Source organism: Actinoplanes sp. NPDC024001 (genome assembly GCF_040638955.1).
Classification (GTDB): Bacteria; Actinomycetota; Actinomycetes; order Mycobacteriales; family Micromonosporaceae; genus Actinoplanes.
Genome location: NZ_JBEZZB010000167.1, coordinates 1 through 22,442 on the forward strand (window position 1 = coordinate 1; position 22,442 = coordinate 22,442).

General features: G+C 71.9%; 23 protein-coding genes and 1 pseudogene. 12 read left to right on the forward strand and 12 right to left on the reverse strand.

The features are described from left to right. Positions 1–357, reverse strand: a 357-nt coding sequence (locus tag AB0F81_RS41435) for a winged helix-turn-helix domain-containing protein (protein WP_360207517.1), incomplete at its 3' end; no start/stop codon positions are given. Positions 358–548: 191 nt separating this feature from the next. Here AB0F81_RS41435 and AB0F81_RS41440 point away from each other — a divergent pair. Then, positions 549–1,088 carry a hypothetical protein gene (locus AB0F81_RS41440; protein WP_360207520.1) on the forward strand — a complete coding sequence of 180 codons (540 nt, stop codon included), beginning with the start codon at positions 549–551 and terminating at the stop codon, positions 1,086–1,088. A gap of 78 nt (positions 1,089–1,166) precedes the next feature. Here AB0F81_RS41440 and AB0F81_RS41445 read toward each other — a convergent pair whose 3' ends face one another. After that, positions 1,167–2,192: a zinc-dependent alcohol dehydrogenase family protein gene (locus AB0F81_RS41445; RefSeq protein ID WP_360207523.1), complete on the reverse strand. Its 1,026-nt coding sequence runs from the start codon at positions 2,190–2,192 to the stop codon at positions 1,167–1,169. Positions 2,193–2,330: 138 nt separating this feature from the next. Between AB0F81_RS41445 and AB0F81_RS41450 the strand changes: the two genes are divergently transcribed. After that, positions 2,331–3,236, forward strand: a complete 906-nt coding sequence (locus tag AB0F81_RS41450; protein WP_360207526.1) for a helix-turn-helix transcriptional regulator — start codon at positions 2,331–2,333, stop codon at positions 3,234–3,236. 118 nt (positions 3,237–3,354) lie between these two features. Here AB0F81_RS41450 and AB0F81_RS41455 read toward each other — a convergent pair whose 3' ends face one another. Further along, positions 3,355–3,675: a MerR family transcriptional regulator gene (locus AB0F81_RS41455; RefSeq protein ID WP_360207529.1), complete on the reverse strand. Its 321-nt coding sequence runs from the start codon at positions 3,673–3,675 to the stop codon at positions 3,355–3,357. A 742-nt stretch (positions 3,676–4,417) separates the two neighbouring features. Here AB0F81_RS41455 and AB0F81_RS41460 point away from each other — a divergent pair. The 3 genes from AB0F81_RS41460 (at position 4,418) to AB0F81_RS41470 (ending at position 7,600) form a co-directional block, all read left to right on the forward strand. Beyond that, positions 4,418–4,606, forward strand: a complete 189-nt coding sequence (locus tag AB0F81_RS41460) for a hypothetical protein (protein WP_360207532.1) — start codon at positions 4,418–4,420, stop codon at positions 4,604–4,606. Positions 4,607–5,117: 511 nt separating this feature from the next. Further along, on the forward strand, positions 5,118–6,974 hold the full coding sequence (locus AB0F81_RS41465) for a SpoIIE family protein phosphatase (protein ID WP_360207535.1): 1,857 nt from the start codon (positions 5,118–5,120) through the stop codon (positions 6,972–6,974). 134 nt (positions 6,975–7,108) lie between these two features. Continuing rightward, entirely contained in the window at positions 7,109–7,600 is a 492-nt protein-coding gene (locus AB0F81_RS41470; RefSeq protein WP_360207537.1) for an SRPBCC family protein, read from the forward strand. A gap of 42 nt (positions 7,601–7,642) precedes the next feature. On the opposite strand, the gene AB0F81_RS41475 is transcribed toward AB0F81_RS41470, so the two are convergent. After that, positions 7,643–8,167, reverse strand: a complete 525-nt coding sequence (locus tag AB0F81_RS41475) for a YfbM family protein (RefSeq protein ID WP_360207576.1) — start codon at positions 8,165–8,167, stop codon at positions 7,643–7,645. Between the two features lie 155 nt (positions 8,168–8,322). On the opposite strand from AB0F81_RS41475, the gene AB0F81_RS41480 reads away from it, so the two are divergent. Further along, positions 8,323–8,559, forward strand: a complete 237-nt coding sequence (locus tag AB0F81_RS41480) for a hypothetical protein (RefSeq protein WP_360207540.1) — start codon at positions 8,323–8,325, stop codon at positions 8,557–8,559. Positions 8,560–8,578: 19 nt separating this feature from the next. Here the strand turns inward: AB0F81_RS41480 and AB0F81_RS41485 are convergent, their stop codons facing one another. Together AB0F81_RS41485 and AB0F81_RS41490 are read right to left on the reverse strand one after the other, a co-directional pair. Beyond that, a complete protein-coding gene (locus AB0F81_RS41485) occupies positions 8,579–9,052 on the reverse strand; it encodes a hypothetical protein (RefSeq protein WP_360207543.1) in 474 nt (157 codons plus the stop codon). Positions 9,053–9,133: 81 nt separating this feature from the next. Then, a complete protein-coding gene (locus AB0F81_RS41490) occupies positions 9,134–9,775 on the reverse strand; it encodes a hypothetical protein (protein ID WP_360207545.1) in 642 nt (213 codons plus the stop codon). Positions 9,776–9,852: 77 nt separating this feature from the next. Between AB0F81_RS41490 and AB0F81_RS41495 the strand changes: the two genes are divergently transcribed. From AB0F81_RS41495 to AB0F81_RS41505, 3 genes are all read left to right on the forward strand, one after another. Continuing rightward, positions 9,853–10,434 carry a hypothetical protein gene (locus AB0F81_RS41495; protein WP_360207548.1) on the forward strand — a complete coding sequence of 194 codons (582 nt, stop codon included), beginning with the start codon at positions 9,853–9,855 and terminating at the stop codon, positions 10,432–10,434. 80 nt (positions 10,435–10,514) lie between these two features. After that, on the forward strand, positions 10,515–11,339 hold the full coding sequence (locus AB0F81_RS41500) for a TIGR03619 family F420-dependent LLM class oxidoreductase (protein ID WP_360207551.1): 825 nt from the start codon (positions 10,515–10,517) through the stop codon (positions 11,337–11,339). 75 nt (positions 11,340–11,414) lie between these two features. Next, on the forward strand, positions 11,415–11,957 hold the full coding sequence (locus tag AB0F81_RS41505; RefSeq protein ID WP_360207554.1) for a hypothetical protein: 543 nt from the start codon (positions 11,415–11,417) through the stop codon (positions 11,955–11,957). Positions 11,958–11,995: 38 nt separating this feature from the next. Here AB0F81_RS41505 and AB0F81_RS41510 read toward each other — a convergent pair whose 3' ends face one another. Together AB0F81_RS41510 and AB0F81_RS41515 are read right to left on the reverse strand one after the other, a co-directional pair. Continuing rightward, positions 11,996–12,442, reverse strand: a complete 447-nt coding sequence (locus AB0F81_RS41510; protein ID WP_360207556.1) for a cupin domain-containing protein — start codon at positions 12,440–12,442, stop codon at positions 11,996–11,998. Positions 12,443–12,507: 65 nt separating this feature from the next. After that, a complete protein-coding gene (locus tag AB0F81_RS41515) occupies positions 12,508–15,057 on the reverse strand; it encodes a LuxR C-terminal-related transcriptional regulator (RefSeq protein ID WP_360207558.1) in 2,550 nt (849 codons plus the stop codon). A 163-nt stretch (positions 15,058–15,220) separates the two neighbouring features. Between AB0F81_RS41515 and AB0F81_RS41520 the strand changes: the two genes are divergently transcribed. Together AB0F81_RS41520 and AB0F81_RS41525 are read left to right on the forward strand one after the other, a co-directional pair. Then, positions 15,221–16,015, forward strand: coding sequence for an SAM-dependent methyltransferase (locus tag AB0F81_RS41520; RefSeq protein ID WP_360207561.1), 795 nt, complete (start codon positions 15,221–15,223; stop codon positions 16,013–16,015). Positions 16,016–16,085: 70 nt separating this feature from the next. Then, the gene (locus AB0F81_RS41525) at positions 16,086–18,842 is read left to right on the forward strand and encodes an AAA family ATPase (RefSeq protein ID WP_360207563.1); all 2,757 of its coding nucleotides are present in this window, start codon (positions 16,086–16,088) and stop codon (positions 18,840–18,842) included. Positions 18,843–18,851: 9 nt separating this feature from the next. Here AB0F81_RS41525 and AB0F81_RS41530 read toward each other — a convergent pair whose 3' ends face one another. Continuing rightward, on the reverse strand, positions 18,852–19,682 hold the full coding sequence (locus AB0F81_RS41530) for an alpha/beta hydrolase (protein ID WP_360207565.1): 831 nt from the start codon (positions 19,680–19,682) through the stop codon (positions 18,852–18,854). A 92-nt stretch (positions 19,683–19,774) separates the two neighbouring features. After that, a complete protein-coding gene (locus AB0F81_RS41535) occupies positions 19,775–20,548 on the reverse strand; it encodes an isocitrate lyase/phosphoenolpyruvate mutase family protein (RefSeq protein WP_360207568.1) in 774 nt (257 codons plus the stop codon). A 174-nt stretch (positions 20,549–20,722) separates the two neighbouring features. On the opposite strand from AB0F81_RS41535, the gene AB0F81_RS41540 reads away from it, so the two are divergent. Then, positions 20,723–21,400, forward strand: a complete 678-nt coding sequence (locus AB0F81_RS41540) for a sigma-70 family RNA polymerase sigma factor (RefSeq protein WP_360207571.1) — start codon at positions 20,723–20,725, stop codon at positions 21,398–21,400. Here the strand turns inward: AB0F81_RS41540 and AB0F81_RS41545 are convergent. Both AB0F81_RS41545 and AB0F81_RS41550 read right to left on the reverse strand, forming a co-directional pair. Next, positions 21,339–22,007, reverse strand: a complete 669-nt coding sequence (locus AB0F81_RS41545; RefSeq protein ID WP_360207574.1) for a hypothetical protein — start codon at positions 22,005–22,007, stop codon at positions 21,339–21,341. The genes AB0F81_RS41540 and AB0F81_RS41545 overlap by 62 nt on opposite strands. Positions 22,008–22,016: 9 nt before the next feature. Further along, positions 22,017–22,442 (reverse strand): annotated as a pseudogene (locus tag AB0F81_RS41550) (serine/threonine protein kinase); the annotation flags it as partial.

The following is a 22,442-nucleotide window of genomic DNA, read 5'->3' on the forward strand; positions in this document are numbered from 1 at the left end:
CTCGCGGCTGCGCGCGGTCCCCGCCAGCTCGCGGAACCGGAGCACGTCGACGGCGCTGTCGTCGACCTGCAGCGCGTAGCCGTCGCCGACCGCCGGCAGCACCGCGCTGCGCGAGCGCGCCGGCCGGTACGGCTCCACCGCTCGTCGCAGATGCTTGACGTACGTCTGCAGCACGTTGGTGGCGGTCCGGGGCGCGGCGTGCGGCCAGAGCGCGTCGACGAGGTCCCGCCGGGACACCGGGTGCCCGGCGGCCAGAGCCAGCAGCCCGAACAGCGCCCGCCGGCCGGGTGGACCGAGGTCGACCTCCGCGCCGTCGTGCCACACCCGGATCCGGCCGAGGAGTTGCACGGCGAGCATTCCCTGTACCTCCAGTCGTTACCGCACGGAACCCGTCGCGGTGTGTTCGCGGCGCCCGCCCGTCGCGGATCGGTCGGATCTGCGACATCGATCGGCGCCGGCCGCCGCGTCCAGTGACTGTCCAGCCCGGATCCATCGGCGACGGTGAACCTGGTCGGGTCAACCGTCACGTCCGACGCTTGGAGGAACACATGTCCGCACGATTCCGTCCGCTGGCCCTTCCGGTGGCGCTGCTGGCCATGCTGCTGATCGGCCTGCTCAGCGGCGCGTCCCCGGCCGCCGCCGCGCCGGCGCCGTCCACGCCGCTGACCCCGAAGGCCGCCACGTCCGGGTCTCACGTCACGAAGTTCTCGACCACGCTCACCAAGAAGGACCGCACCGGGGCGGCGAGCCGCGCCCTCGAGGTGATCACCTGTGGTGGCACGATCAGCACACCGGTGGTGCAGGACGTTCCCGGCAACCCGCCGGTGACGACCGTGAACGCCTTCTGCGACGCGCCGGTCGACAGCATCGACGTCGTCGCGATCATGGTTCGCAACGGCGTGTCCGAGGCCGTCGGCACCGACCGGCAGCTCAACGCCATCAGCGCCACGGCCAGTGCCAGCGTGCTCTGCCTGGCGACGAAGAACAACTACCAGGGCTTCGGTTCGGCCGCCTTCGTCAAGGCCGGCTACATCGGCTCGCCGCTGTTCCTCTCCGGCTCCTCGCCGGTGGTCAACGGGTCCTGCTGACCGACCGCGACGCGGCGGGTGGCGACCGGCACTGGTCGCCGCCCGCCGCACGTGGCGTGGTTCGGGATGCCGGTGGGGTCAGAAGGTGAGCATCACCTTGGTGGCGCGACGCTCGTCCATGGCCCGGTAGCCCTCGGCGGCCCGCTCGAGCGGAAGTCGCAGGTCGAACACCTTGCCCGGGTCGATCGTGCGATCCCAGATCAGCTGGATCAGTTCGGGCAGGAACCGGCGTACCGGCGCGGGACCACCAAGGGTGTGGATGCCGGCGAAGAACAGTTGGATGCCCGGGATCGTGACGTCGTGGTTGACGCCGACGTAGCCGAGGTGCCCGCCGCCGCGGGTGGCGCCGACGGCCTGCATGAAGGACTCCTGGGTGCCGACGGCCTCGACGACCGAGTGCGCGCCCAGCCCACCGGTGAGCTCCTTGATCTTCGCGACGCCCGCGTCACCGCGTTCGGTGACGATGTCGGTCGCGCCGTAGAAGCGGGCCAGTTCCTGCCGGCCGGCGTGCCGGGACATGGCGATGATCCGCTCCGCGCCCCGGTGCTTGGCCGCGAGGATCGCCATCAGGCCCACGGCGCCGTCACCGACCACGGCCACCGTCTTGCCGGGTCCGGCTTCGGCGGCGACGGCGGCGAACCAGCCCGTGCCCAGCACGTCGGAGGCGGCCAGCAGGGCGGGGATCAGGTCCGCGCTGGGTTGTCCCGGCGTCGCGACCAGGGTGCCGTCGGCGTACGGGATGCGGGCCTTCTCGGCCTGGGTGCCGATCCCGCCGGCGACGAATGAGGCGTGCTCGCACTGGGACTGGAAGCCGGCCCGGCAGATTTCGCAGGTGTTGTCGGAGATGACGAACGAGCCGACCACGAAGTCGCCGACCTTGATGGTCGTGACCTGGTCGCCGATCTGCTCGACGACGCCGACGTACTCGTGGCCCATCAACAGCGGGCTCTCGATCTTCTCGATGCCGCGGTACGGCCACAGGTCCGACCCGCAGATGCAGGTGGCCGACAGCCGGATGATCGCGTCGGTCGGCTCGACGATCCGCGGATCCTCGCGCCGCTCGATCCGGACGTCGCCGGGGGCGTGCATGACTACTCCACGCATGGAGGTGCTCCTCAACAGGGAAGTCTGGTAGCTCGGCCTCCTCCATCAGACGCCGTGCCGCGCGATCGGGGCAGGTCGCGTTTGTGGGGGTACAAGCACAACCCCCTTTCCCGCCTCGCGGGCACCTACCGTGGAGGCGTGGACAACCGCGCCGATATCCGGGACTTCCTCGCCACCCGCCGCGCCCGGCTGACCCCGGAACAGGTCGGCCTGCCGGCCGGCGGCGGACGGCGCCGCGTCGCCGGGTTGCGCCGCGAGGAGGTCGCGGTGCTGGCCGGGGTCAGCACCGAGTGGTACGTCCGGTTGGAGAAGGGCCACATCAGCGGTGTCTCCGACGACGTGCTCGATGCCGTCGCCCGGGCGCTGCACCTCGACGACGAGGAACGCGGGTACCTGTTCGACCTGGCCCGGGCAGCCCGGCCCAGCAGGCCAGCCCCGCGACGGCGGACCAGCGCCGAGGTGCCGGCCGGCATGCAATGGCTGCTCGACTCGATGACGATGTCAGCCGCGTTCGTCAACAACGACCGGCTGGAGGTCCTCGCGGCCAACGCGCTGGGCCGGGCCATGTACGCGCCCATGTTCACCGGCCCGTCGCTCAGCCCGAACGGGCAGCCCAGCTTCGCCCGCTTCAACTTCCTCGACCCCGGTGCCCGCGACTTCTACGCCGACTGGGACGCCGCCGCCGACACCACCGCCGCGCTGCTGCGCGCCGAGGCCGGCCGCCACCCGAACGACAAGGTCCTACGGGAGCTGATCGGGGAACTGTCCACCGTCAGCCACGAGTTCCGCAGCTGCTGGGCACAGCACAACGTCCGGCTGCGCCACGGTGGCGTCAAACGCTTCCACCACCCCACGGTCGGCGCGCTGGAACTTACCTACTATTCCTCCCGCGTCGACATCTCCGCCCACACGGCCTACACCCTCACGACGTACACCGCCGAACCGGGCAGCGTCACCGAGGAGCGGTTCAGGCTGCTCGCCAGCTGGGCGGCCACCGAGCAGCCCGTAGACGTCCGGACAGCGCAGGAGACCCGTCGCGAATGACCGCCGCTCTCGTTCGCTTCACCCTCAGCGTCCGCGCCGCGGCCCGTCAACGGCCTTCACCGCCCCGGCGCCTCCACCGAGGTCCAGTGCCGACAGTGACCGCGAGGAGAGGCTGGGGTCAGCTGGCGTCGGTCTGCTGGAGGCGCTGGTGGTTCCGGTTGTGCTGGAGAGCCTCTTCGAGCTGGTCCTCGAGGATGATGATCCGGCAGGCGGCTTCGAGGGCGGTGCCCTGGTCGACCATGTCGCGGGCTCGTGCGGCCAGTCGTAGCTGGTAGCGGGAGTAGCGCCGGTGTCCGCCGGCGGACCGGAATGGGGTGATCAGTTTCGCCTCGTCCAGGCGGCGCAGGAAGTCCTGCGAGGCGCCTACGATCTCGGCGGCGCGGCCCATGGTGTACGCGGGGTAGTCGTCGTCGTTGAGCATGTCGTCGGATGGGGCCATACAGTCCTCTTCATGAACGAGGGCCCCGGCGCGTGGTGCGCCGGGGCCCAGGGTTTACGGGTAAGAAACACCATCTACCGACACGTTCGTCGGGTTCTCGTTTCCGCGCCCTGCCGCTATCAGTGCCGGCAGGCGCGAGGATCGCGTAAGCGTGACCGGAGACCACCTCACATTCGATGTGACCACGGTGTCCACCACAGAACTGGTACTACGTTCTGACGGCGGGCGATCCAACGGCGTCAAACCCTCCCTTTCCTCTTGTTTCCTTTACCTGTGGTGCCGACCGTCGGTGTCGGAGCCCCACGCGACTTCATGGCCCCGCACACGTGCGACGGATCTCCTTACATCAGGCGGAGCCCCGGAACTGCATCGGCCCTGCCTGCGGTGCCTTGACCTGGAATTACGTCAAGGTCTTGACCTACGCGCGGTGCAGTGGCTCCACCGCGGCTGCCGAGCGAGCCACGAAAACTTCCGGGCCCTGCTTGACGCTCGGCTTGTCACGTCAGCGTCTTCACAAGATCTTCGTCGTCAACGGGAGCTATATTACCCAACCCCGCCGAGAATATCTAGCACCCGGAGACCAGATTTTTCGGCCGCGGTCGCGTCTGTGACTGACCGCCAGGCTCCGGCGCGGCTCGGTAAGGCAGAAGTCCCACTTGACGGTGAAGCACGCAAATCAGTGGGTAACTCGGAACGCATGGCTTCCGACCAAGTGCGTGACGCATACCGAACCGCGAAGACGATGCACAACACCGCCGAAGCGCTGGAACGCGCCGAGGACACGCTGCACCGCAGCGCCGACGCCTCGCCGGACGAAGCCACCGCCGTACGGCTGGACCGGCTCGGCGACGCGGTCACCGCTGAAGCCCAGGAAATCGCTCGGCGCGCCGACAGCCTTCCATCACCGACGCGGACGCGATCCGACCAGTGATTCGCGCGCGCCTGCTCACCGGCAGCAAGCTGGCGAGCTGAGCAGTTGTCCGTGCGGCAGGGGCTCTCCGGTACGCTCGTGGGCATGGGCACCAAGATCGGGTACGCCCGTGGCTCTACCGACAAGCAGGCATCAAAGCCGGCCGGCGGATTCTGCTTGACCTCGGTGCCCGGTCGGCATGATCCATCTTGATCGCAGGTGTTCCGGTATCTCCCGGACCCGCTCCGGCCCCCGCCCTCGAGTGCCGAAGATCGGCAGGCTCGCGCGACTCGGTGAACTACGCCCCCGACCGATTCGATGGACAATATTGCGGGAACATCCCGGCGACCGTGGCCGGATTTGAGCCCGATCCGCTGGGCCTGCGTACCCCGGGAGGGATGGCGATCGTGAAGGCCAAGAGCCGGCGCCCCGAAACTGTTGGCGGTCCGGTGGAGCACCCGCTGAACTGCATGACGCCGGCGGCCACACGATCGCCGGGCCGCAGGCGTGAACGTGCTGCCTGGATCGCCGCGTGAACGACCAGCATCATGATCACGGCGCAGCCACGGTGGTCGAGGACCACGAGCGCGCCGCCCGGGTGCGTGCGGTGACCGACACGGGCCTGGACGCGGCCGGTGAACCGGTGTTCGACCGCATCGCCGGCCTGGTTCGCACCCTGCTCGACGTTCCGGTGGCCCTGATATCGCTGCTCGACGACCGGCGGCAGTTCTTCCCGGGTCAGGCCGGGCTGGCCGAGCCGTGGGCCACCACCCGGCAGACTCCCCTCAGCCACGCCATCTGCCAGCACGTAGCGGCGGTACAGGGGCCGCTGGTGGTCACCGACGCCCGCGACGACCAGCGGTGCAGCGGCAACCCGGCGGTCACCGAGCTGGCCATCGCCGGATACGCGGGGATGCCGCTGACCGACGCCGACGGCACTGTGCTGGGCGCTCTGTGCGCCATCGACCACGAACCCCGCGAATGGGCTCCGACGGAGCTTTCGCTGCTGGCCGACATGGCGCTGGCCTGTTCCGACAGTCTGCGGCTACGGATCACCACCCGCCGCGCCGAAAGCGGCCGAGCCGTCGCCGCCGCGGCGAGCCGCCGGGCACAGGCGGCATCACTGCGCAGCGAGCTGCTGCTCAAAGCCAGTGAGCTGCTGGCCCGGACCCGGACCGTCGCGCAGATCGTCACCGCGCTCACCCAGCTCACCTCGCCGGCGTTCAGTCCGTCACACATCGGGATGGTCCTGCTCGACGACGAGCAGCGGCTACAGGTCTACGGCACCGAACCGCTACCCGCCGACGTCGCCACCCGGTGGCCCAGCTTCCCGGCCTCCGCACCGCTGCCGGCCGCCGAGGTGTTCCGCACAGGGCAGCTACTCACCCTGCCGAACCCGGCGGCGATCCGCGCCGGTTACCCGCAACTCGCCGACGACATCGCCGCCCTCGGCTGGCAGGCCATCGCCTGCGCCCCCGTGCCAGGCGTGCAGAGCCGCCTCGGCGCGCTCACCTTCTCCTGGAACCATCCGCACGAACTCGACGCCGATCAGCGCAGCGTCATGGTCACCATGGCCGGCTACGTCGGTCAGGCCCTGCAACGCGTCACCCACCTGCAGAATCAGAACACCGCCGCCCACACCCTGCAGCAGGCCCTGCTCACCCGGCTCCCCGCGGCCGCGACCGCCCGGCTGGCCGCCCGCTACCTGCCCGCCCACCACGGTGACCTCGTCGGCGGCGACTGGTACGACGCGATCACCCTCCCCGACGGCCGGCTCGCTCTGGTCATCGGCGACGTCTCCGGCCACAACCTCACCGCCGCCGCCGCGATGAGCGAACTGCGCAGCATGCTGCGCGGCATCCTCATCGACCGCGCTGAGACCCCTGCCGCTGTTCTCGAACGCCTCGATCACGCCAGCCACGCCCTCGGTGCCCCGACCATCGCCACCGTGCTGCTCGCCTACCTGCAGCACGATGCTGACGGAGGCCACGCCCTGACCTGGTCCAATGCCGGTCACCCGCCGCCGAGCGTGCTGACCGCGGAGGGACACGTCACCGCGCTGACCGGCACCGACCCGCTGCTCGGCGCCCGGCACCGCCGATCCCGTACCGACAATCATTACCGGCTACCGCCCGGCGCGAGCCTGCTGCTGCACACTGACGGGCTCGTCGAAACCCGTCACGCCACCATCGACGACGGATTCCACGGCCTGCACCAGCTCCTCGGCGGCCGCCGGCAGATGACCGCGGAGGCCCTCGCGGACCTGCTCGTCGCCCACGCCGACGCCCGCCCCCGTGAAGACGACGTCGCCCTGATCATCGCGACCACCACACCCGTCGACATCCCCCGGCGCCGGGAGTCGCCCCGGAACAACAGCATCAGCGCATAGTCATGCCGTGCCCGCCGCTCACCAGGGCGAACGGTCGCCTGCTGTTCACCGCGGCACATCGAGACCGGCGCTTCCGCGCGGGACTGGACTAGCCTGGGGCGGTTCCGCACCGCTCAAAACGGGAGCGCGCCGCCATGAAGTTCACCGTCTCGACCGAGATCGCCCTGCCCCGGGAGAGGGTGGCCCAGCTGCTGGCAGACCCGGCGCACATGCAGAAGTGGATTCGGGGCCTGGTCGTGCACGAGCCGCTCAGTGGCGCGCACGGGCACGTCGGCACCACGTCGCGAGTCGTCATGCAGATGGGCAACCAGACGTTCGAGGGCACCGAGACCGTCACCCGCCGGGAGCCGGTGGACCTGCACGGGATCCCCAAGGAGAGTGTCGTTCACTTCGAGCGCGAGATCGTCGGTGGGGGCATGTCGAGCATCGTGCGCGACCGGCTGACCGAAGCCGGTCCGCAGACGACACTGTGGCAGAGCGAGAACGAGTACCGGTTCAGCGGCATCCTGATGCGGCTGGTGGGGCTGTTGATGCCCGGCGCCTTCCGTAAGCAGTCGCAACAGCACATGCAGGACTTCAAGGCGTTCGCCGAGCAGGGCCGAGACGTCCGGGACGCCACGGGCTGACCAGCACCGGTGCACCGCCGCACCTGCCCAGGGTGGCCGGGCTCAGTCGAGCCAGCAGATCACCGCGTCACCGTTCTCGGCGGCTGCGGTGAAGAACGCTCGCACGTCCGGCAGGTGGTGGGCCACCCACGCCAGCTCGCCAGGGCGCTCCCAGACACCGGGGTAGACGTCGGCCCGGTTCAGCTCCGCCGGGTCGACGCCGCGAAGAAGGTCTTCCTCGGTGAGCGTGGCCAGTCGTGCGGCCCCGGCCGCCACCTGGACCGTCGTCAGATAGCTGGGCGGCCCGTAGCCCCAGTCGTGCTCGAGGTTCTCCAGGAAGTCGAACATCTCATCGCTGTCGAGCTCGACGTCCGGCAGCTCGACGAAGCTCTCCTCCCCCAGCACCAGCGACGCTTCGAAGCCGAGCCGGTCGAGCAGGAAGTCGAGTGCGTTCCACGCCTTGCCCGTGGTCGTCCATCGCACGGAGTCGCCGTCGCACTCGGTACGGGCCAGCTCGTATGCCCAGCCGAGGTCGTTCCTGGCGTGTTCCAGCTCGTCCGGGGTGACACGCAGCCAGTTACCGTTCATGCTCACGGCGGCAGCCTAGATGCGGGCTACGACAATTCCGCGGCACCCCTCATGAGCCGCGACGGTCGGCCTTCAAGAGTGGCACCCGGCTGTGGCCGCGTCCCGAGCGCATTCACTCACGGTGCTGGGCAGGGGTGCGGGTGGACGATATTGACATGGCTCCTGATGACCTCGTACAAATCATCACCGCGCTGTGCGCCAGTGGTGGGCTGTGGCTGGCGGTCAGAGAGATCGCGAAGCAGGTCGGAGAGACGAGGCGCGAGCGCATCCGACAGCGCGGGGAGACCGAACGAGTGACGATCATGAACGTGTTGTCGCTTCCCGAGGGCGTGCACCTGCCGGAGTCGCGGAAGGACAAACCGGCTCGCCGCAACGATGGACACATGCGCTGACGTGCCGGTGAGAGCGCCGTCAGCGTTTCTCGGTCTCGGCTATCCGGTCCAGCTCGTCGATGAATTCTCTGGCGTAGTTGCCGAAACCGAACTGCTCGTCGGCCTTCAGCTCTTCGAGGGCTTTCCGCAGAGCCGGGTGGCGAAGGCCGGACAGCATCGCTCGGGAGAAGAAGCCCTGCCACATCCCGCCGACTTCGGTGCGTGACAAGCGTTCGGATATGAACCACTCGTCCCAGCAGTGGTGCCAGTAGGCCGCCCGCGCCAACCGCAACGCCGGGTCGTCCGGTGGGCGGCCGTCATCGAGTTTGCCGAGCTTCTGATACAGATCCAGGAACCGTGATCGAAGCGCCAGATACGTTTGGATCTTGATGACTTCGCGGGATCTGCTGTCGGTGCGCACGGCGATGACAACGGCGACCAAGGCGATCACAACGGAGACCACGGCTGTGACAACGCCGGCGACATCGGTCCAACCTGCTCCGCCATCGTTCATGCCTTCTCCCGGACTCGTCTCGGCGGAGGGCAACGTATCTGTGCCGGCGGGCCGTCAGCTACCGGATCGAGGACAGGATCGTTACCAGGCTGCCAGCCAGGCATGTCCCGGATGGACCTGGGTCAGCAGCGCGAACAGCCTTTCTCGCTGGGGACGCGTCAGCAGCGGGAAGACGCCGTCGAAGTCGTCCTGGTCCTTCGGCCGCACGTGTTTGGCCTTGAAGAGAAGAACGAGCTCAGGGCTCAGGTAGGGGATCTGGTCGCCGGTGTGCCGGATGATCTCGCCATAGGGCAGCCTGATCGTCTCGTCTCTCCGGCAGATCCAGACCTCGCCGTCGTGCCTCTCCCGGAAGACGTCCAGCAGGTAACGTCCGGTCGATGGCTCACGCAGCCACGTCTGCCAGGTGGCGTCGAGCACCTGCGCCGTCGGTGACTGCCAGATACGGCCGGTCCCGATCGCGTCGAAAGCAAACTCGGGAAAGCGATCCCGAATCTCCGGGAACCGGCCTGCCGGCACCCCGATCTCGATGTCGTGGTGCGCGCGGGTCTGCTCACCGCGGAACAGATCCAGGGCCCAGCCCGCCGCGACGTACCAGGGCACGGAGGTGCCGGCCAGGCGCCGCGCGACATCGCCCGGCTTCCAGCAGTCCGCCCAGCGTGATTCGAGTGCGTCGAGGTCGCCGGGCAGAACCTCGATGCCGCCGCTGGGCAGCTGGGCGCTCATCCACCCAACGTAACCGTTGTCATACGATCTTGGGGCCGGCACGGTCCGGTCCGGGGCGACGAGGAAATCAGGATGCGATGACGGGATCGGCGCACGGGCCCTGGCGCGACGTGCTGCTGTTCGGTGGGATGGTCGCCAGCGACGGCTACACCACCGCGGTCGGCGCGACGACCCGCCTCGCGTTGCAGATCGACTGCCAGTCCTGGGCGCCCGCGGGCGAGCCGGACCGCGGTGCGCCGGCCGTCGAGATCGAGAGCGACGGCAAGCGGATCGGATACGAACTCGTCGGCGAAGTGCTGGCGACCCGGTCCCAGTGGGCTGATGGCTGGGCACTGAGCGCGTACGGGATCGCCTTCTACGTGCTGGAGACGCACGCACGCGGCGAACCGCCGGCGGCGGGATCGCTGGTCCGGGTGCGAGGGCAGCTCTGCGTCGCCGAGGACTACGTCACGGAGCTCTTCGAACCGCGCGAGCAACTGCGGGACTGTGCCGTGCGGACATGGAAGGTGCAGCGCATTGTGCGACTCGGCCACAGCGGCGACCGGCGCGTACCGATGATCGATCGCCGCGACGCCGGGCAGCGAGGTTTCCTGCTCGATCTGCGCGGGAGCCCCGCGCCGGCAGGCGGTGACCAGCCGATCTCCGGCCCGCGTCGCTGAGGTCAGTGCGTTCGTGGAACCCTCCCCGTACTGTGCTGATCGGACAGTGGCGACGAGGACACCGGAAGGTGGCTGATCGGATGAGGTTCGGGCTGTACGGGCTGCACCGCGACCGCAACGTCGATCCCGCCGTCCTGGCCCGGCGGGCCCGGATGGCGGAGGAGGCGGGCTTCGAGTCGCTGTGGGTCGGCGACCACATCGCGCTTCCGGCCGGCGAGGGCAACCCGCCCCGGCTCGAGGCCATGATCGCGTTGACCTACCTGGCGGCCGTGACCAGCCGGGTGCGCCTCGGGGTCGGCCTGATCGTGCTTCCGCAGCGCCAGCCGGTGCTGCTGGCCAAACAGCTCACCTCACTGGACGTGCTGTCCGGCGGCCGGCTGACCGTCGCGGTCGGGGCCGGCTACGTCGAGCCTGAGCTCAACGCGATGGGAGTGACCCTCGCCGAGCGGGGTGCCCGGACGGATGAGTACCTGGCGGCAATGCGTGCGCTGTGGGACGCCGCACCGTCGTTCGACGGCCGGTTCGTGTCGTTCTCGGGCGTCGTCCAGCACCCGTCGCCGGTGCAGCGCCCGCACCCGCCGATCGTGGTCGGAGGTCATTCGGCCGCCGCGTACCGGCGGGCTGTCCGGCACGGGAGCGGCTGGTACGGCTGGGGTCTGGACGTCGACGAGACCGGGCAGGCGCTGCGCGCGCTGGCCGAGGCGGCCCGCCGCGAGGAGCGCCCGGCGGAGCTCGGCGAGTTGGAGATCACTCTCACCCCGCCCGGCCCGCCGGACCTCGACACCGTCCGCCGGTACGCCGAGGTGGGCGTGGACCGGCTCATCATCGAGCTGGAGGGCATCGACGACGACGCGGTCGACGGCGTGATCGCCTCCGTCGGGGACACCCTGGTCGGCCAGGTCTGACGGGCTCGACGTCGGCTGATGGGCCGAGCGGGGCTCAGCCGATCCGGCTGTCCGCGTCTCGGCTACGGTGCGCGGATGCGCCGACCCCTCACTGCCGCCGTCGCCCTGTCCGTGCTTCTCGCCGCGGGGGCGTGCTCCTCGGACGCGGGGCCGGCGGCAACCGTCACCAGCACGCCGGCGCCGGTCACCGCGGCTACCTCAGCGGCGGCGCCGGTCGAGGAGACGAGCGTGCCCCTCGACGCGGGTGCCGTTCTCACCCGGCTCAAGGCGGCCGGCCTCGGCCTGGCGAAGACGGCGGTTCAGGACGAGGACACCGACCCGAACAACCTGCTCGGCCGCCCCAACGGCTACCTGTCGCGGGCCTCCGCCGACCTGCCCGGCGGCGACACGGGCGCCGACGCGTACAGCGTCGACCGCGGGCTGGTGGTCGAGGCCTTCGCCGACGCCGAAGCTGCCAAGCGGCGTTCCGACTACATTCAGGGCCTGCAGAAGGACAACCCGGTCCTCGGCACCGAATGGCACTACCTGTGCGCGGACGGCACGGTGCTGGTCCGGGTCTCGGGCAACGTCAAGCCGTCACGCGCGAAGAAGATCGAAGCGGCCGTCACCGGCCTGTAGGTTCGCCGGCGCGCGACACCCAGCGATTGCAGCTGGGCTCAGGTGTCCGCGAGCGCGACGCCGTGGCGGCTGGCCACCGACAGGATCGCGGCCATCGAGTCCTGGGGTGGGCGGTCCGCCGGCACCGAGCGGGCGAAGTCGGCGAAGAAGCGCCCGGCGCCGTCGCCGGTGGTGATCGCCACGAACCGGGCGGATTCGCCGACGACCTCGAAGGTGCTCGGTGTGCCGGCCGGGAACACCACCAGGCCGCCGGGTTCCACGTCGTAGGGCTTGCCGTCGACCATCGCGGTGATCCGGCCTTCGAGCAGGTAGAGCACGCCGCTCCACGGCGAGACGTGCGGGGGCGCCATCGGTGCGGCCGGCGCGACCACCTCGAAGACCTCGAAAGCGCCGTTGGCGTCCTTCACCGCTGCCTTCGCGATGTGGTCGCCGTCGATCATCGGGTAGTGCCGGCCTTCTCCGGGCGCGACGTGGATGGTGTCCATGGCTCCTCCCAACGGTTGTTGGGAACAGCCTGCGGCCGCGCGGCCGCGGCGCGGCGAGTAGTGGGCTACTCGACTTCGAAGACGTCCGCCAGGGTGGCCCGCCCGGAGACGCCGAGTTTGAGGCCGGCGCGGTAGAGGTGTCCCTCGACGGTGCGCACCGAGACGGTCAGCCGTTCGGCGATCTCCCGGTTCGACCGGCCGCGGGCGGCCAGCGCGACGATCTCGCGTTCGCGGGCGGTCAGCGGCAGCGGCCGGGCCGCGATCGCCAGCGCCGGGGTACGGGCGCCGGACTGGCCGGCCAGCTTCTCGGCGAGGGCCGCGGCGGACAGGGCCGACCCTTGGCGTCCCCGCCGGCGGTGCACGTCTGCAGCCTGGGCCCCCGCGTCGCCGGCCGCGACCAGGTCACCGAGCCGGGCCCAGGCGCCGGCGGCTTCCAGCAGCGCCGAGCTGTCCTCGTCGGCCCAGGCCCTGGCGTGCGCGCAGGCCAGGGCGGCCCGCGGGCACAGCTCGGCGAGTGCTGTCAGGCGTGGCAGTGCCACGGTGGCGTCGCCCCACTGGACGGCGGTCTGCCAGGCGATCACCTCGTACGCCGGGGCGCCGATCTCGCGGGCGGAGCCGGCCGCGGCGGCTGCGTGGCCGAGTGCCTCGGTCGTCGATCCTTCGGCGGCCGCTGCCCAGGCCCGGGCCAGCAGGTCGTCGGGCACGAAGATCCGGTAGGCCGGGTGCCGGCCGGCGTCGATGCCGGCGAGCAGGGCGGCGGCCGGCGCCGGCCGGCCGGTCTGTGCCAGGGCCGTCGCCAGCAGGGTGCGGCAGCGGAAGCGGAACTCGTGCCCGGAGCCCGCCAGTCCGGCCCAGGCCTCGCGCAGTGGCTGCAGCGCGTCGCGGACCCGGCCCGCGGCGAGGGCGGCGTGCCCGGCGACGACCAGCCCCATCAGCCGGGCCGGGCCGGGCAGGTCGGCGGACGCGGCCTGCATTCTGCGGGCCAGCTCGGCGCCCCGCTCCGGGGTGCCGGCCAGGCGGTGGCCGAGCACCTGGTAGTCGGCGAGCCCGAACCCGGGGATGACGGTGGGCACCCGGTCGGCGGTGAGCCCGCCGAGCACCGCGGCCTCGTCGAGGAGCCCGGACTTCGCGGTGACGGCGGCGGCCGCGGACACCGCCGAGGCCACCAGGATGCGGGCCAGGTCGTCGGGCAGCTCGTCGCTCATCAGTTGCGGGCCGCGGGCCAGCACCGGCGCGAGCTCGCCGACGGCGGCGGCCAGGGCGAACGACATCGCGGCGACGTGTTTCGGGGCGGCGCCGGTGGCCTCGGCCGCGGCCAGCGCCCGGCGTGCCGCGTCGGGCCGGGCCAGGGTGAAGAGCAGGTTGCCGGTGCGGTGCAGGTGCACCATCGCGCGGGTTCCGGCGTCCGGGGCGCTCCCGGCGAGGTCGGCGAAGATCGCTTCGGCCTCGTCGCCGCGGCTGAGCCAGGACAGTGTCGAGGCGTGCACCAGCCGGGCGCCGGGGTCGCCGGTGGCGGCGGCCGCGGCGGCGAGGCGTTCGGCGAGCGGCAGGTCGTACATGCGGGTTGCGGCCTCGGCGGCGCGCAGGAACAGGGCGGGGTCCGGGGGCAGGTCGGAGTCGAGGGTGAGCACGGCCCGGGGAATCGGGTCCGGTGCCGTGTCCAGGGTCCGTGCCACCAGGCCGCGCAGCCGGCGGGCGCGCAGCCGGCCCATGGCGGTGCGGCGGACCTCGCCGTACAGCGGGTGTGCCAGCCGGGCGACCAGCCCGTCGGTGCGTACCAGGCCGCGGTTCTCGGCCTCCTCGAGGTCCGCGGGCGAGGTCAGCGTGGACAGTGCCGGGATCGCCAGCGGCTCGGCCAGGGCGACAAGGTCCACGACGTCCTGCACCGGCGGGGCGAGGCCGCCGATCTCGCGGTCGAGCAGGCCGGCGAGCTGCGGGGAGATCGCGGGTTCGCTGGTCCACCGCCAGATGCCGGAGGCCGGGGTGAACCGGCCCGCGGACACCTCCCCGGCCAGCAGGTGCCGCAGGAACAGCGGGCTGCCCTCGGTCAGGGTCCACAGGCGGTGCGCGGAGGCCGAGTCGACCGGGCCGCCGAGGACCCGGGCGACCAGGCCGGTGGTGTCGGCGGCGTCCAGCGGGGCCAGGTCGAGGCGTTCGAGGTGGTCGTCCTTCCACAGCGACGTCACGGTGTCGGGGGCCGGCTCGCCGGTGCGCAGGGTGACGATCACGGGTGCCAGGCGGCGCACCACGACGCGGTGCAGCACGATCGCGGAGTGTTCGTCGAGCAGGTGCGCGTCGTCGACGGCCAGGACCAGCGGCTGCTGCCGGGCGAGCCGGCCGAGCGCCGCGCCGATGGTCTCGGCGGCGTCGCCGGCCGCGATGTCGAGCAGGCCGGCGAACGCGCCGAGGGGGAACGGCCGGGCGGCGGTGCTGCCGTGAGCCCAGACGACGCTCGGGTGCCGGGCAGCCGGGTGCGCCAGTGCCTCGCGGGCGAGCCGGGTCTTGCCGACCCCGGCCGGGCCCGCCACCACGATCCCCGCCGCACCGGGCCGGATCGCCGCCGCGGCCCTGCGCAGCTCCTCGTCCCGGCCGGTGAGCGGCCACGGCCGCTGCATGACGTCAGGCTAGTGAGGCGGCGTCCCGCGCACCACGCGCATGCCTCGCGCGGGTTCGCGCGAGGGTCACGCGGAGGGAGACATGCCGGTGTGGACCGGACGGCGCGGCCACGGCGCGGCATCGACACTTGCGGATCCGGGGCGCTTCCCGTACAACGGCCGCATGGCGTCCACGGATGATCTCAACTCGGTTCAGCTTCAGCCGGACGTGCCGCACGCGGCACGAATCTGGAACTACTGGATGGGCGGCAAGGACAACTTCGCCGCGGACCGGGCCGCCGGTGACGGAGTCGCCCAGGTCTACCCCGAGATCGTGCTGATGGCCAAGCAGTCCCGGCAGTTCCTGATCCGCGCCGTGCGCTATCTCGCCGCCGAAGCCGGGATCCGGCAGTTCCTCGACATCGGCACCGGACTGCCGACCATGCAGAACACCCATGAGGTCGCTCAGGCGGTCGCGCCACAATCGCGGGTCGTGTACGTGGACAACGACCCGCTCGTGCTGGTGCACGCCCGCGCCCTGATGGCGCAGACGGCCGACGGCGGCCGCACCGTCCATGTCGACGCCGACTACCACGAGCCGGAGCGGATCCTCGCCGAGGCACGGAAGGTGCTCGACTTCTCCGAGCCGATCGGCGTCATGTTCATGGGTGTGCTCGGCTACGAGCCGGACCTCGAGGTGGTGTCGTCCATCGTGAACCGGGTGATGGCGGCGACGCCGTCCGGCAGCTACCTGGTGTTGTGGGACGGGACCGACACCACCGCGGCGGTGGTCGAAGGGGCCGAACGGCTGGCCCAGAGCGGCGGCGTGCCGTACATCCTGCGCAGCCCGGACGCCATCGGCAGCCTGTTCGACGGGCTGCAGATGGTGGAGCCGGGCCTGGTGCAGATCACCCACTGGCGCCCGGACGGTGCGGCTGAATGGCTGGACGCCTACGGAGCGGTGGCACGAAAGCCCTGACCGCGGGCTCGCAAGCACGACCGATCAAGCCGATTGACGCTGTTCGGCGGCGGGGATAGCGTCCGAAACGATGTCCACGAGCCCACCGTTTCGTGATCGGCACGACGAACGCGGCGCCCTGAAACAGATGCTCACGAGCGTGCGGGCGAGTCAGAGCCGGGTGCTGGTCATGCGCGGCGAGGCCGGGGTCGGCAAATCGGCGTTGCTCGACCATCTCGTGCGCAACGCCGCCGGCTTTCGCGTCGCCCGGGCGGCCGGGCACGAGTACGAGATGGAGCTCACCTACGCCGGCCTGCACCAGCTCTGCGCCCCGCTGCTCGATCGGCGTGAGCGGCTGCCCGGACCGCAGCGTGACGCGCTGGCAGCCGCGTTCGGTCTGAGCGCGGCGCCGCCACCGGATCGGTTCGTCGTCGGTCTGGGTGTGCTCGGTCTGCTGTCGGCGGTGACCGCGGAGCAGCCCCTGCTCTGGGTGGTCGACGACGCCCAATGGCTGGACCGGGCCTCGGCGCTGACGCTGGCGTTCGTCGCCCGCCGCCTGCTCGCCGAGCCGGTCGCCCTGGTCTTCGCGGTCCGCGAGCCGAGCAACGTCCCGGAGCTGGCCGGGCTGCCCGAACTGATGGTCGAGGGGCTCGGCCACACCGACTCGCGGGCGCTGCTCGACGCGGCGCTGCCCGGCCGCCTGGACGAGCTCGTCCGCGACCGCATCGTCGCCGAGTCCCGCGGCAACCCGCTCGCCCTGCTCGAGCTGCCGCAGAGCCTGACCCCGACCGAGCTGGCCGGCGGTTTCGGCGTGCTCGACACGTCGCCGCTGGCCAACCGGATCGAGCAGAGCTTCCTGCGCCGCCTCGACTCGCTGCCCGCGCAGACCCGGCAGCTGCTGTTGACGGCGGCAGCGGACCCGGTGGGTGACGCGGCGCTGCTCTGGCGCGCGGCCGCCCTGCTCGGGCTGGGTGCGGACGCTCTGGCGCCGGCCCAGTCCGCGGGCCTGATCGACGTACGCGGCCGGGTCCGGTTCCGTCATCCGCTGGTGCGCTCGGCGATCTACGGCACCGCGACCCTGCCCGAACGGGAACGGGCGCACCGGGCCCTCGCCGAGGCGACCGATCCGGCGGCTGACCCGGATCGCCGGGCCTGGCACCGCGCCCACGCCACCACCACCCCGGACGAGGGCATCGCCGCGGAGCTGGAGCTGTCGGCGGGGCGGGCGGCGCAGCGTGGGGGGATCGCCGCGACGGCCGCGTTCCTGGAACGGGCGGCCGAGCTGACCCCGGATCCGGTGCGCCGCGGCCAGCGGGCGCTCACCGCGGCGAAGGCGACGTTCGAGTCGGGTGCGCCGGACGCGGCCGACAAGCTGCTGGCGGTCGCCGGGTTGTGCCCTCTGGACGACCTGCAGCGTGCCCGGCTCGTCCGCCTGCGCGCCCAGATCGCGTTCGCCCTGCGGCGGGGCAGCGACGCGCCGCCGCTGCTGCTCGACGCGGCCGACCGGCTGGCGCCACTCGACCACGGTGCGGCGCGGGAGGCGTACCTGGAGGCTCTGGGCGCCGCCATCTTCGCCGGACGCCTCAACGAGCGGATCGGGCCGCGCGAGGTGGCCGTGGCCGCCCGCGGCGGGCCGGACGCGCCCGGCCCGCCGCGACCGATCGACCTGCTCCTGGACGGTCTGGCGACGCGGTTCACCGACGGTTACGTCGCGGGTGTGGCGCCGCTGCGGCGGGCGCTGCAGGCGTTCGGGCCGGGCGCCGGCGGCGATCCGGACGAGATGATGCGCTGGTTCTGGCTGCCCTGGCTGGTCGCCGGTGACCTGTGGGACTACCAGATGTGGCATGACGTGGCGACCCGCGCGATCCGGCTGTGCCGTGACGCCGGCGCGCTCATCATGCTGCCCCTGGCGCTGGGCAACCTCGCCGCGGTGCACCTGTACGCGGGAGAGTTCGCGGTGGCCGAGTCACTCGCCGAGGAGTCGATCGCGATCACCGACGCCACCGGCAACGCCCCGGTGCGGTTCTCCTCGTTGCAGCTGGCCGTGTGGCGCGGCGCCGAGGTCGAGGCTCTGGAGTACGCGACCTGGGGCCTCGAACACGTCCTCGCGCGCGGTGAGGGCCGCGGGGTCGGCGGGCACGGCTACGCGACCGCGGTGCTGTTCAACGGTCTGGGCCGTTACGAGGACGCCCTGGTCAGCGCCCGCACGGCGGGTGAGTACGACGACCTGGGCATCTACGGTTTCGCCCTGATCGAGCTGGTCGAGGCGGGTGTGCGCAGCGGTGCCGTCGACGAGGCCGCGGCGGCCCTGCGGCAACTCGAGGAACGCACGAACGCGGCCGGTACGGACTGGGCGCACGGCGTGCAGGCCTGGTGCAGGGGCCTGCTGAGCGACGGCGAGGCGGCGGAATCCTGCTACCGGGAGGCGATCGAACGGCTCACCCGCAGTCGCGTCGCCGTCCATCTCGCCCGCGCGCACCTGGTCTACGGCGAGTGGCTGCGCCGGGAGAACCGCCGCGTCGACGCACGCGAGCAGCTGCGGACCGCGCATGACATGTTCAGCCGTACCGGGGCCGCGGCTTTCGCCGAACGTGCCCACCGTGAGCTGCAGGCCACCGGCGGCGCCGCGCGCCGCCGCACCGTCGACACCCATGACCTGCTCACCCCGCAGGAGGGGCAGATCGCGCGGCTCGCCCGGGAGGGCCTGTCCAACCCGGAGATCGGCGCCCAGCTGTTCATCAGTCCCCGGACGGTGCAGTACCACCTGGGCAAGGTCTTCACGAAGCTGGAGATCACGTCGCGCAGCCAGCTCGGCCGTCTTCCGGAGAGCCGGCTGCGCGCCGTCTAGAGCACCGGGTCAGCCTCTGGTCGCGTCGACCGCGGCGAGGATCACCCGGGTGACCTCGTCGGGAGACGTGACGGGGGTCAGATGGCCGGCCTTGACGCGGGTGATGCGGGCGCCGGCCCGCTGGGACATCTTCTCCTGCAGGGCGAGCGGGATCACCTGGTCCTGCGTTCCGATGAGTGACCACGACGGGATCGTCCGCCACGCCGGCGGCCCGGACGGCTCACCGAACTGTGCGTACGCCGCGGGCCGCTGCGTGGCGGCGAGCACGGCGGCCCGGTCCCGGTCGACCCCGTTGGCGAAGCACCTGCTGAAGCCGGGGTAGGCGCCGTTCGCCTCCCACCGCAGGTACAGGTCCACTCCCCCGTCGTAGGGCACCTGCTGCAACGCGCTGTCGGTGATGCACGAGCCCTCCGCCGCGAGGGCGCCGAGGACTTCGCCCTCGTCCGGCAGGAACGCGTCGATGTAGACGAGCGCCTTGACGTCGGTGTTGCCGGTGGCCGCGTTGGTCGCGACGAACCCGCCGTAGGAGTGGGCGACCAGCACGATGGGGCCGGGAACGGTCCGCAGGTAGGCGGCCAGGTAGGCGGCGTCCGTCGCCGGTCCGCGCAGCAGGTTGGGTGGAGCGAGCACCGGATAGCCCTTGCGCTGCAGACGTTCGATCACGCCGGTCCAGGACGAGGCGTCGGCCCAGTCGCCGTGCACCAGCACGACGGTCGGGCGCGGCCGCTGGTGGGCCGGCGACCCGGCGCCGGCGGGCGACGTGCTGAGCGCGAGCAGCGCGACGGCGAGCACGGATCCGAGCGACAGCACCCGCCGGACCGTTGATTTACCCGTGAACATCGAAAACCCCTTTCTGGTACGTGTCCCGACAGGGTCACGCGCCACGGGGTGGGTTCGAGTCCGCCATCACGCCAGCACAGCTCGCCAGTCCCTCATCGGCGCAGGGCGGCGAGCTGATCGGTGTAGTGCGCCATCGCGCCGCTGTGCAGCAGGAATCCCCAGCTCACCCGGGCCACGCCGAGCGCGGCCAGCTCGGCCGGCGGTGGTGTCTGCGGCAGGCGGAGAACGTTCACCGGGCCGTCGACCTCGGCGATGAAGCGGCGCAGCGCCTCGGTCTCGCACAGCACGATCGGGAAGACGCAGTCGGCGCCGGCCGCCAGGTAGGCGTTCGCGCGGCGCACCGCGTCGGCGACGAGCTCCTGCTGCGCGCCGGGGCCGGACCCGGCGAGGAACGGGCCGACGAACGTGTCGATCCGGGCGTTGATGACGAGCCGGTAGCCGTCCTGCGCCGCGGCCTGGCGCACCGCGGCGAGCCAGTCGGCCTGCCGGCCGGCGTCACGAAGGCCGCCGGCGGCGTGATCGGTGTCCTCCAGGTTGCAGCCGGCGGCGCCCGCCGCCCGCAACGCGGCCACCAGCTCGGCCGGCTCCATGCCGTAGCCGGCCTCGGCGTCGACGGTCACCGGCGCCTCGACACCCCGGGCGATCCGCGCGGCGGCGGCGAACATCTCGCCGGCCGGCGCCCGCTCATGATCCTCATATCCCAGCGACGCGGCCACGCCGCCGCTGGTGGTCGCGACCACCGGGAAACCGGCGGCGACCACGGCCTTGGCGGTGGCGACGTCCCAGGCGTTCGGCAGCAGGAGCGGGTCTCCCGGCCGGTGCAACGCCCGCAGCTGATCACAGTGGGTCTGAAGCTCGGTGGTCATGTCGCACCCAGCGCTCCCGTCGATCACGGCAGTGTGATCGGAGGATATCGGCTCACCGGCCAGTCGCGCTGCCCCGCCACTAGCCAGTCCGGCTGGCGAGTCAGCGGATTCGAGTGCCCTCCCGCCCGGGCGACGCTGCCTTCATCTGAGGCACCGCGAGCGGAGGAGAGCGTCATGCGTACGTCGACCGGTCCCGTCGAGCCCGAGGCGATTGCGGACTTCGTCAGTGTCCGTTCCCAGTTGTTCGGGATCGCCTACCAGATGCTGGGCCGCGCGGCCGACGCCGAGGACGTCGTCCAGAACGTCTGGGTCCGCTGGCAGGGCGCGGACCGGGCCCAGGTCCACAACCCGGCCGGGTTCCTGGTGACCGTCACGACCCGGCTCGCCCTCAACGTGGCGACTTCCGCCTACGCCCGGCGCGAGGTCAACGTGGACGGGTGGCTGCCGGACCTGCCGATGGACGCCGATGATCCGGCGCTCGAGGCGGAACGCGGCGAAGCCCTGCGGGTCGCCGTTCAGCTGCTGCTGGAGCGGCTGTCCGCGGCCGAACGCGCCGTCTACGTGCTGCGGGAGGCGTTCGGCTATCCGTTCCGGGAGATCGGCGCGTTGCTCGGTCTCACCGAGAGCGCCGCGCGGCAGCTGGCGCTGCGGGCCCGCCGGCATCTGACCGAGCAGCGCCACACCGTGGTCGACGCGGCGCGCCGCGACGAGCTGGTGGAGGCGTTCCGCGGCGCGGCCCGGGCCGGCGGGATGGCCCGGCTGATCGATCTGCTGGCCGGGTCCCGCCGGGTCAGCGGCGCCGGCAGCGGTAGCCGACTCGGGTGCCGGCCTGCACCGGCGTCGGCTCGATGATGTTGACGGTGGCGGTCTCGGTGGTGGTGCCGACGCCGGTGAACGTCCACCTGAGGGTGAGGGTCGCGGTGCGCTGGCCGCTGCCGATCTGCTCGGTGAGCACGGCGGTGGGTGCCGCGTCGGAGCGGAACCACTGATAGCGGATCACGCCGCTGCGGCCGTTGGTGCGCACGGTGGCGACCACGTCGACGGTGACGTCGCAGCGGTTCCCGGCCGGCCGGGGCACGGTGACCGTGGCGCTCTGCACCTCGAGCGGCCTGAGCCGCTGCCACAGGTAGAGGCCGACCACGACGACGAGCGCGAGGGTCAGCAGGCCGGAGAGCACGGACACGAGCCGCCGCCACAGCGGGCGTGGGCGCGCGGTCGCGGCGGGCGCCGGCCAGCCGGGGTTGGCCGGTGGGGGCACCGGCACGCCCGGGCCGAAGCGCATCTCCGGCTCGACGCGCACGGTCGGGGCGGTGGGTTGCAGGTGCACGGTCGGGTCGGTGTCGCCGAGGTGCACGGTGGAGTCGGTGTCGCCGAGGTGCACGGTGGGGACCGTCCGGTCGACGGTGGCCCACGGGTCGGTGGGCGGCGGCATACGCCGGTCGCCGGGACGTTCCTCCACGTCGGGCTCCTAACCGGGGGTGCAGAGGTTGTCGAGGCTCACGTACGCCGGTGACGCCGACCGGCCCGAGTTGCCGGCGGCGTCGACGGCGACGACGGAGATCGCGACGCGGGTGGCCGTCCTCGGCATCGGCAGCGGACCGAGGGTGCCCTGGAAGACGCCCCGGCCGGTGGAGTCCATCGCGACGGTCGAGGTGGCCCCGGCCACGGTGTAGCGGAAGCTGACCTTCAGCGCGGCCGGGCCGCTCTCGTCGTCGGTGACGGTGGCCGAGACGGTGCTGGTGCGGTTGCCGTAGCGGCAGTCCTCCCCCTCCAGCGCCGACGGGCTCGCGCCGACCTTGCCGACCGTGGGGGCGGTGGTGTCGGGCGCAGGCGCCGGGGAGGTGCTGGTGGACGGGGCCGGCGCGGGGGTGGAGGGCGCCGGCGAACCCGCCGG

Bases quoted from the DNA above. Each gene is read 5' to 3' on its own strand.
- AB0F81_RS41535 (WP_360207568.1), bottom strand. From the start codon at position 20,548: ATGACCACCGAGCTTCAGACCCACTGTGATCAGCTGCGGGCGTTGCAC.
- AB0F81_RS41490 (WP_360207545.1), bottom strand. From the start codon at position 9,775: ATGAGCGCCCAGCTGCCCAGCGGCGGCATCGAGGTTCTGCCCGGCGAC.
- AB0F81_RS41495 (WP_360207548.1), top strand. From the start codon at position 9,853: ATGACGGGATCGGCGCACGGGCCCTGGCGCGACGTGCTGCTGTTCGGT.
- AB0F81_RS41460 (WP_360207532.1), top strand. From the start codon at position 4,418: ATGCACAACACCGCCGAAGCGCTGGAACGCGCCGAGGACACGCTGCAC.
- AB0F81_RS41540 (WP_360207571.1), top strand. From the start codon at position 20,723: ATGCGTACGTCGACCGGTCCCGTCGAGCCCGAGGCGATTGCGGACTTC.
- AB0F81_RS41530 (WP_360207565.1), bottom strand. From the start codon at position 19,682: ATGTTCACGGGTAAATCAACGGTCCGGCGGGTGCTGTCGCTCGGATCC.
- AB0F81_RS41515 (WP_360207558.1), bottom strand. From the start codon at position 15,057: ATGCAGCGGCCGTGGCCGCTCACCGGCCGGGACGAGGAGCTGCGCAGG.
- AB0F81_RS41470 (WP_360207537.1), top strand. From the start codon at position 7,109: ATGAAGTTCACCGTCTCGACCGAGATCGCCCTGCCCCGGGAGAGGGTG.
- AB0F81_RS41505 (WP_360207554.1), top strand. From the start codon at position 11,415: ATGCGCCGACCCCTCACTGCCGCCGTCGCCCTGTCCGTGCTTCTCGCC.
- AB0F81_RS41510 (WP_360207556.1), bottom strand. From the start codon at position 12,442: ATGGACACCATCCACGTCGCGCCCGGAGAAGGCCGGCACTACCCGATG.
- AB0F81_RS41520 (WP_360207561.1), top strand. From the start codon at position 15,221: ATGGCGTCCACGGATGATCTCAACTCGGTTCAGCTTCAGCCGGACGTG.
- AB0F81_RS41445 (WP_360207523.1), bottom strand. From the start codon at position 2,192: ATGCGTGGAGTAGTCATGCACGCCCCCGGCGACGTCCGGATCGAGCGG.
- AB0F81_RS41485 (WP_360207543.1), bottom strand. From the start codon at position 9,052: ATGAACGATGGCGGAGCAGGTTGGACCGATGTCGCCGGCGTTGTCACA.
- AB0F81_RS41455 (WP_360207529.1), bottom strand. From the start codon at position 3,675: ATGGCCCCATCCGACGACATGCTCAACGACGACGACTACCCCGCGTAC.
- AB0F81_RS41480 (WP_360207540.1), top strand. From the start codon at position 8,323: ATGGCTCCTGATGACCTCGTACAAATCATCACCGCGCTGTGCGCCAGT.
- AB0F81_RS41475 (WP_360207576.1), bottom strand. From the start codon at position 8,167: ATGAACGGTAACTGGCTGCGTGTCACCCCGGACGAGCTGGAACACGCC.
- AB0F81_RS41500 (WP_360207551.1), top strand. From the start codon at position 10,515: ATGAGGTTCGGGCTGTACGGGCTGCACCGCGACCGCAACGTCGATCCC.
- AB0F81_RS41440 (WP_360207520.1), top strand. From the start codon at position 549: ATGTCCGCACGATTCCGTCCGCTGGCCCTTCCGGTGGCGCTGCTGGCC.
- AB0F81_RS41525 (WP_360207563.1), top strand. From the start codon at position 16,086: ATGTCCACGAGCCCACCGTTTCGTGATCGGCACGACGAACGCGGCGCC.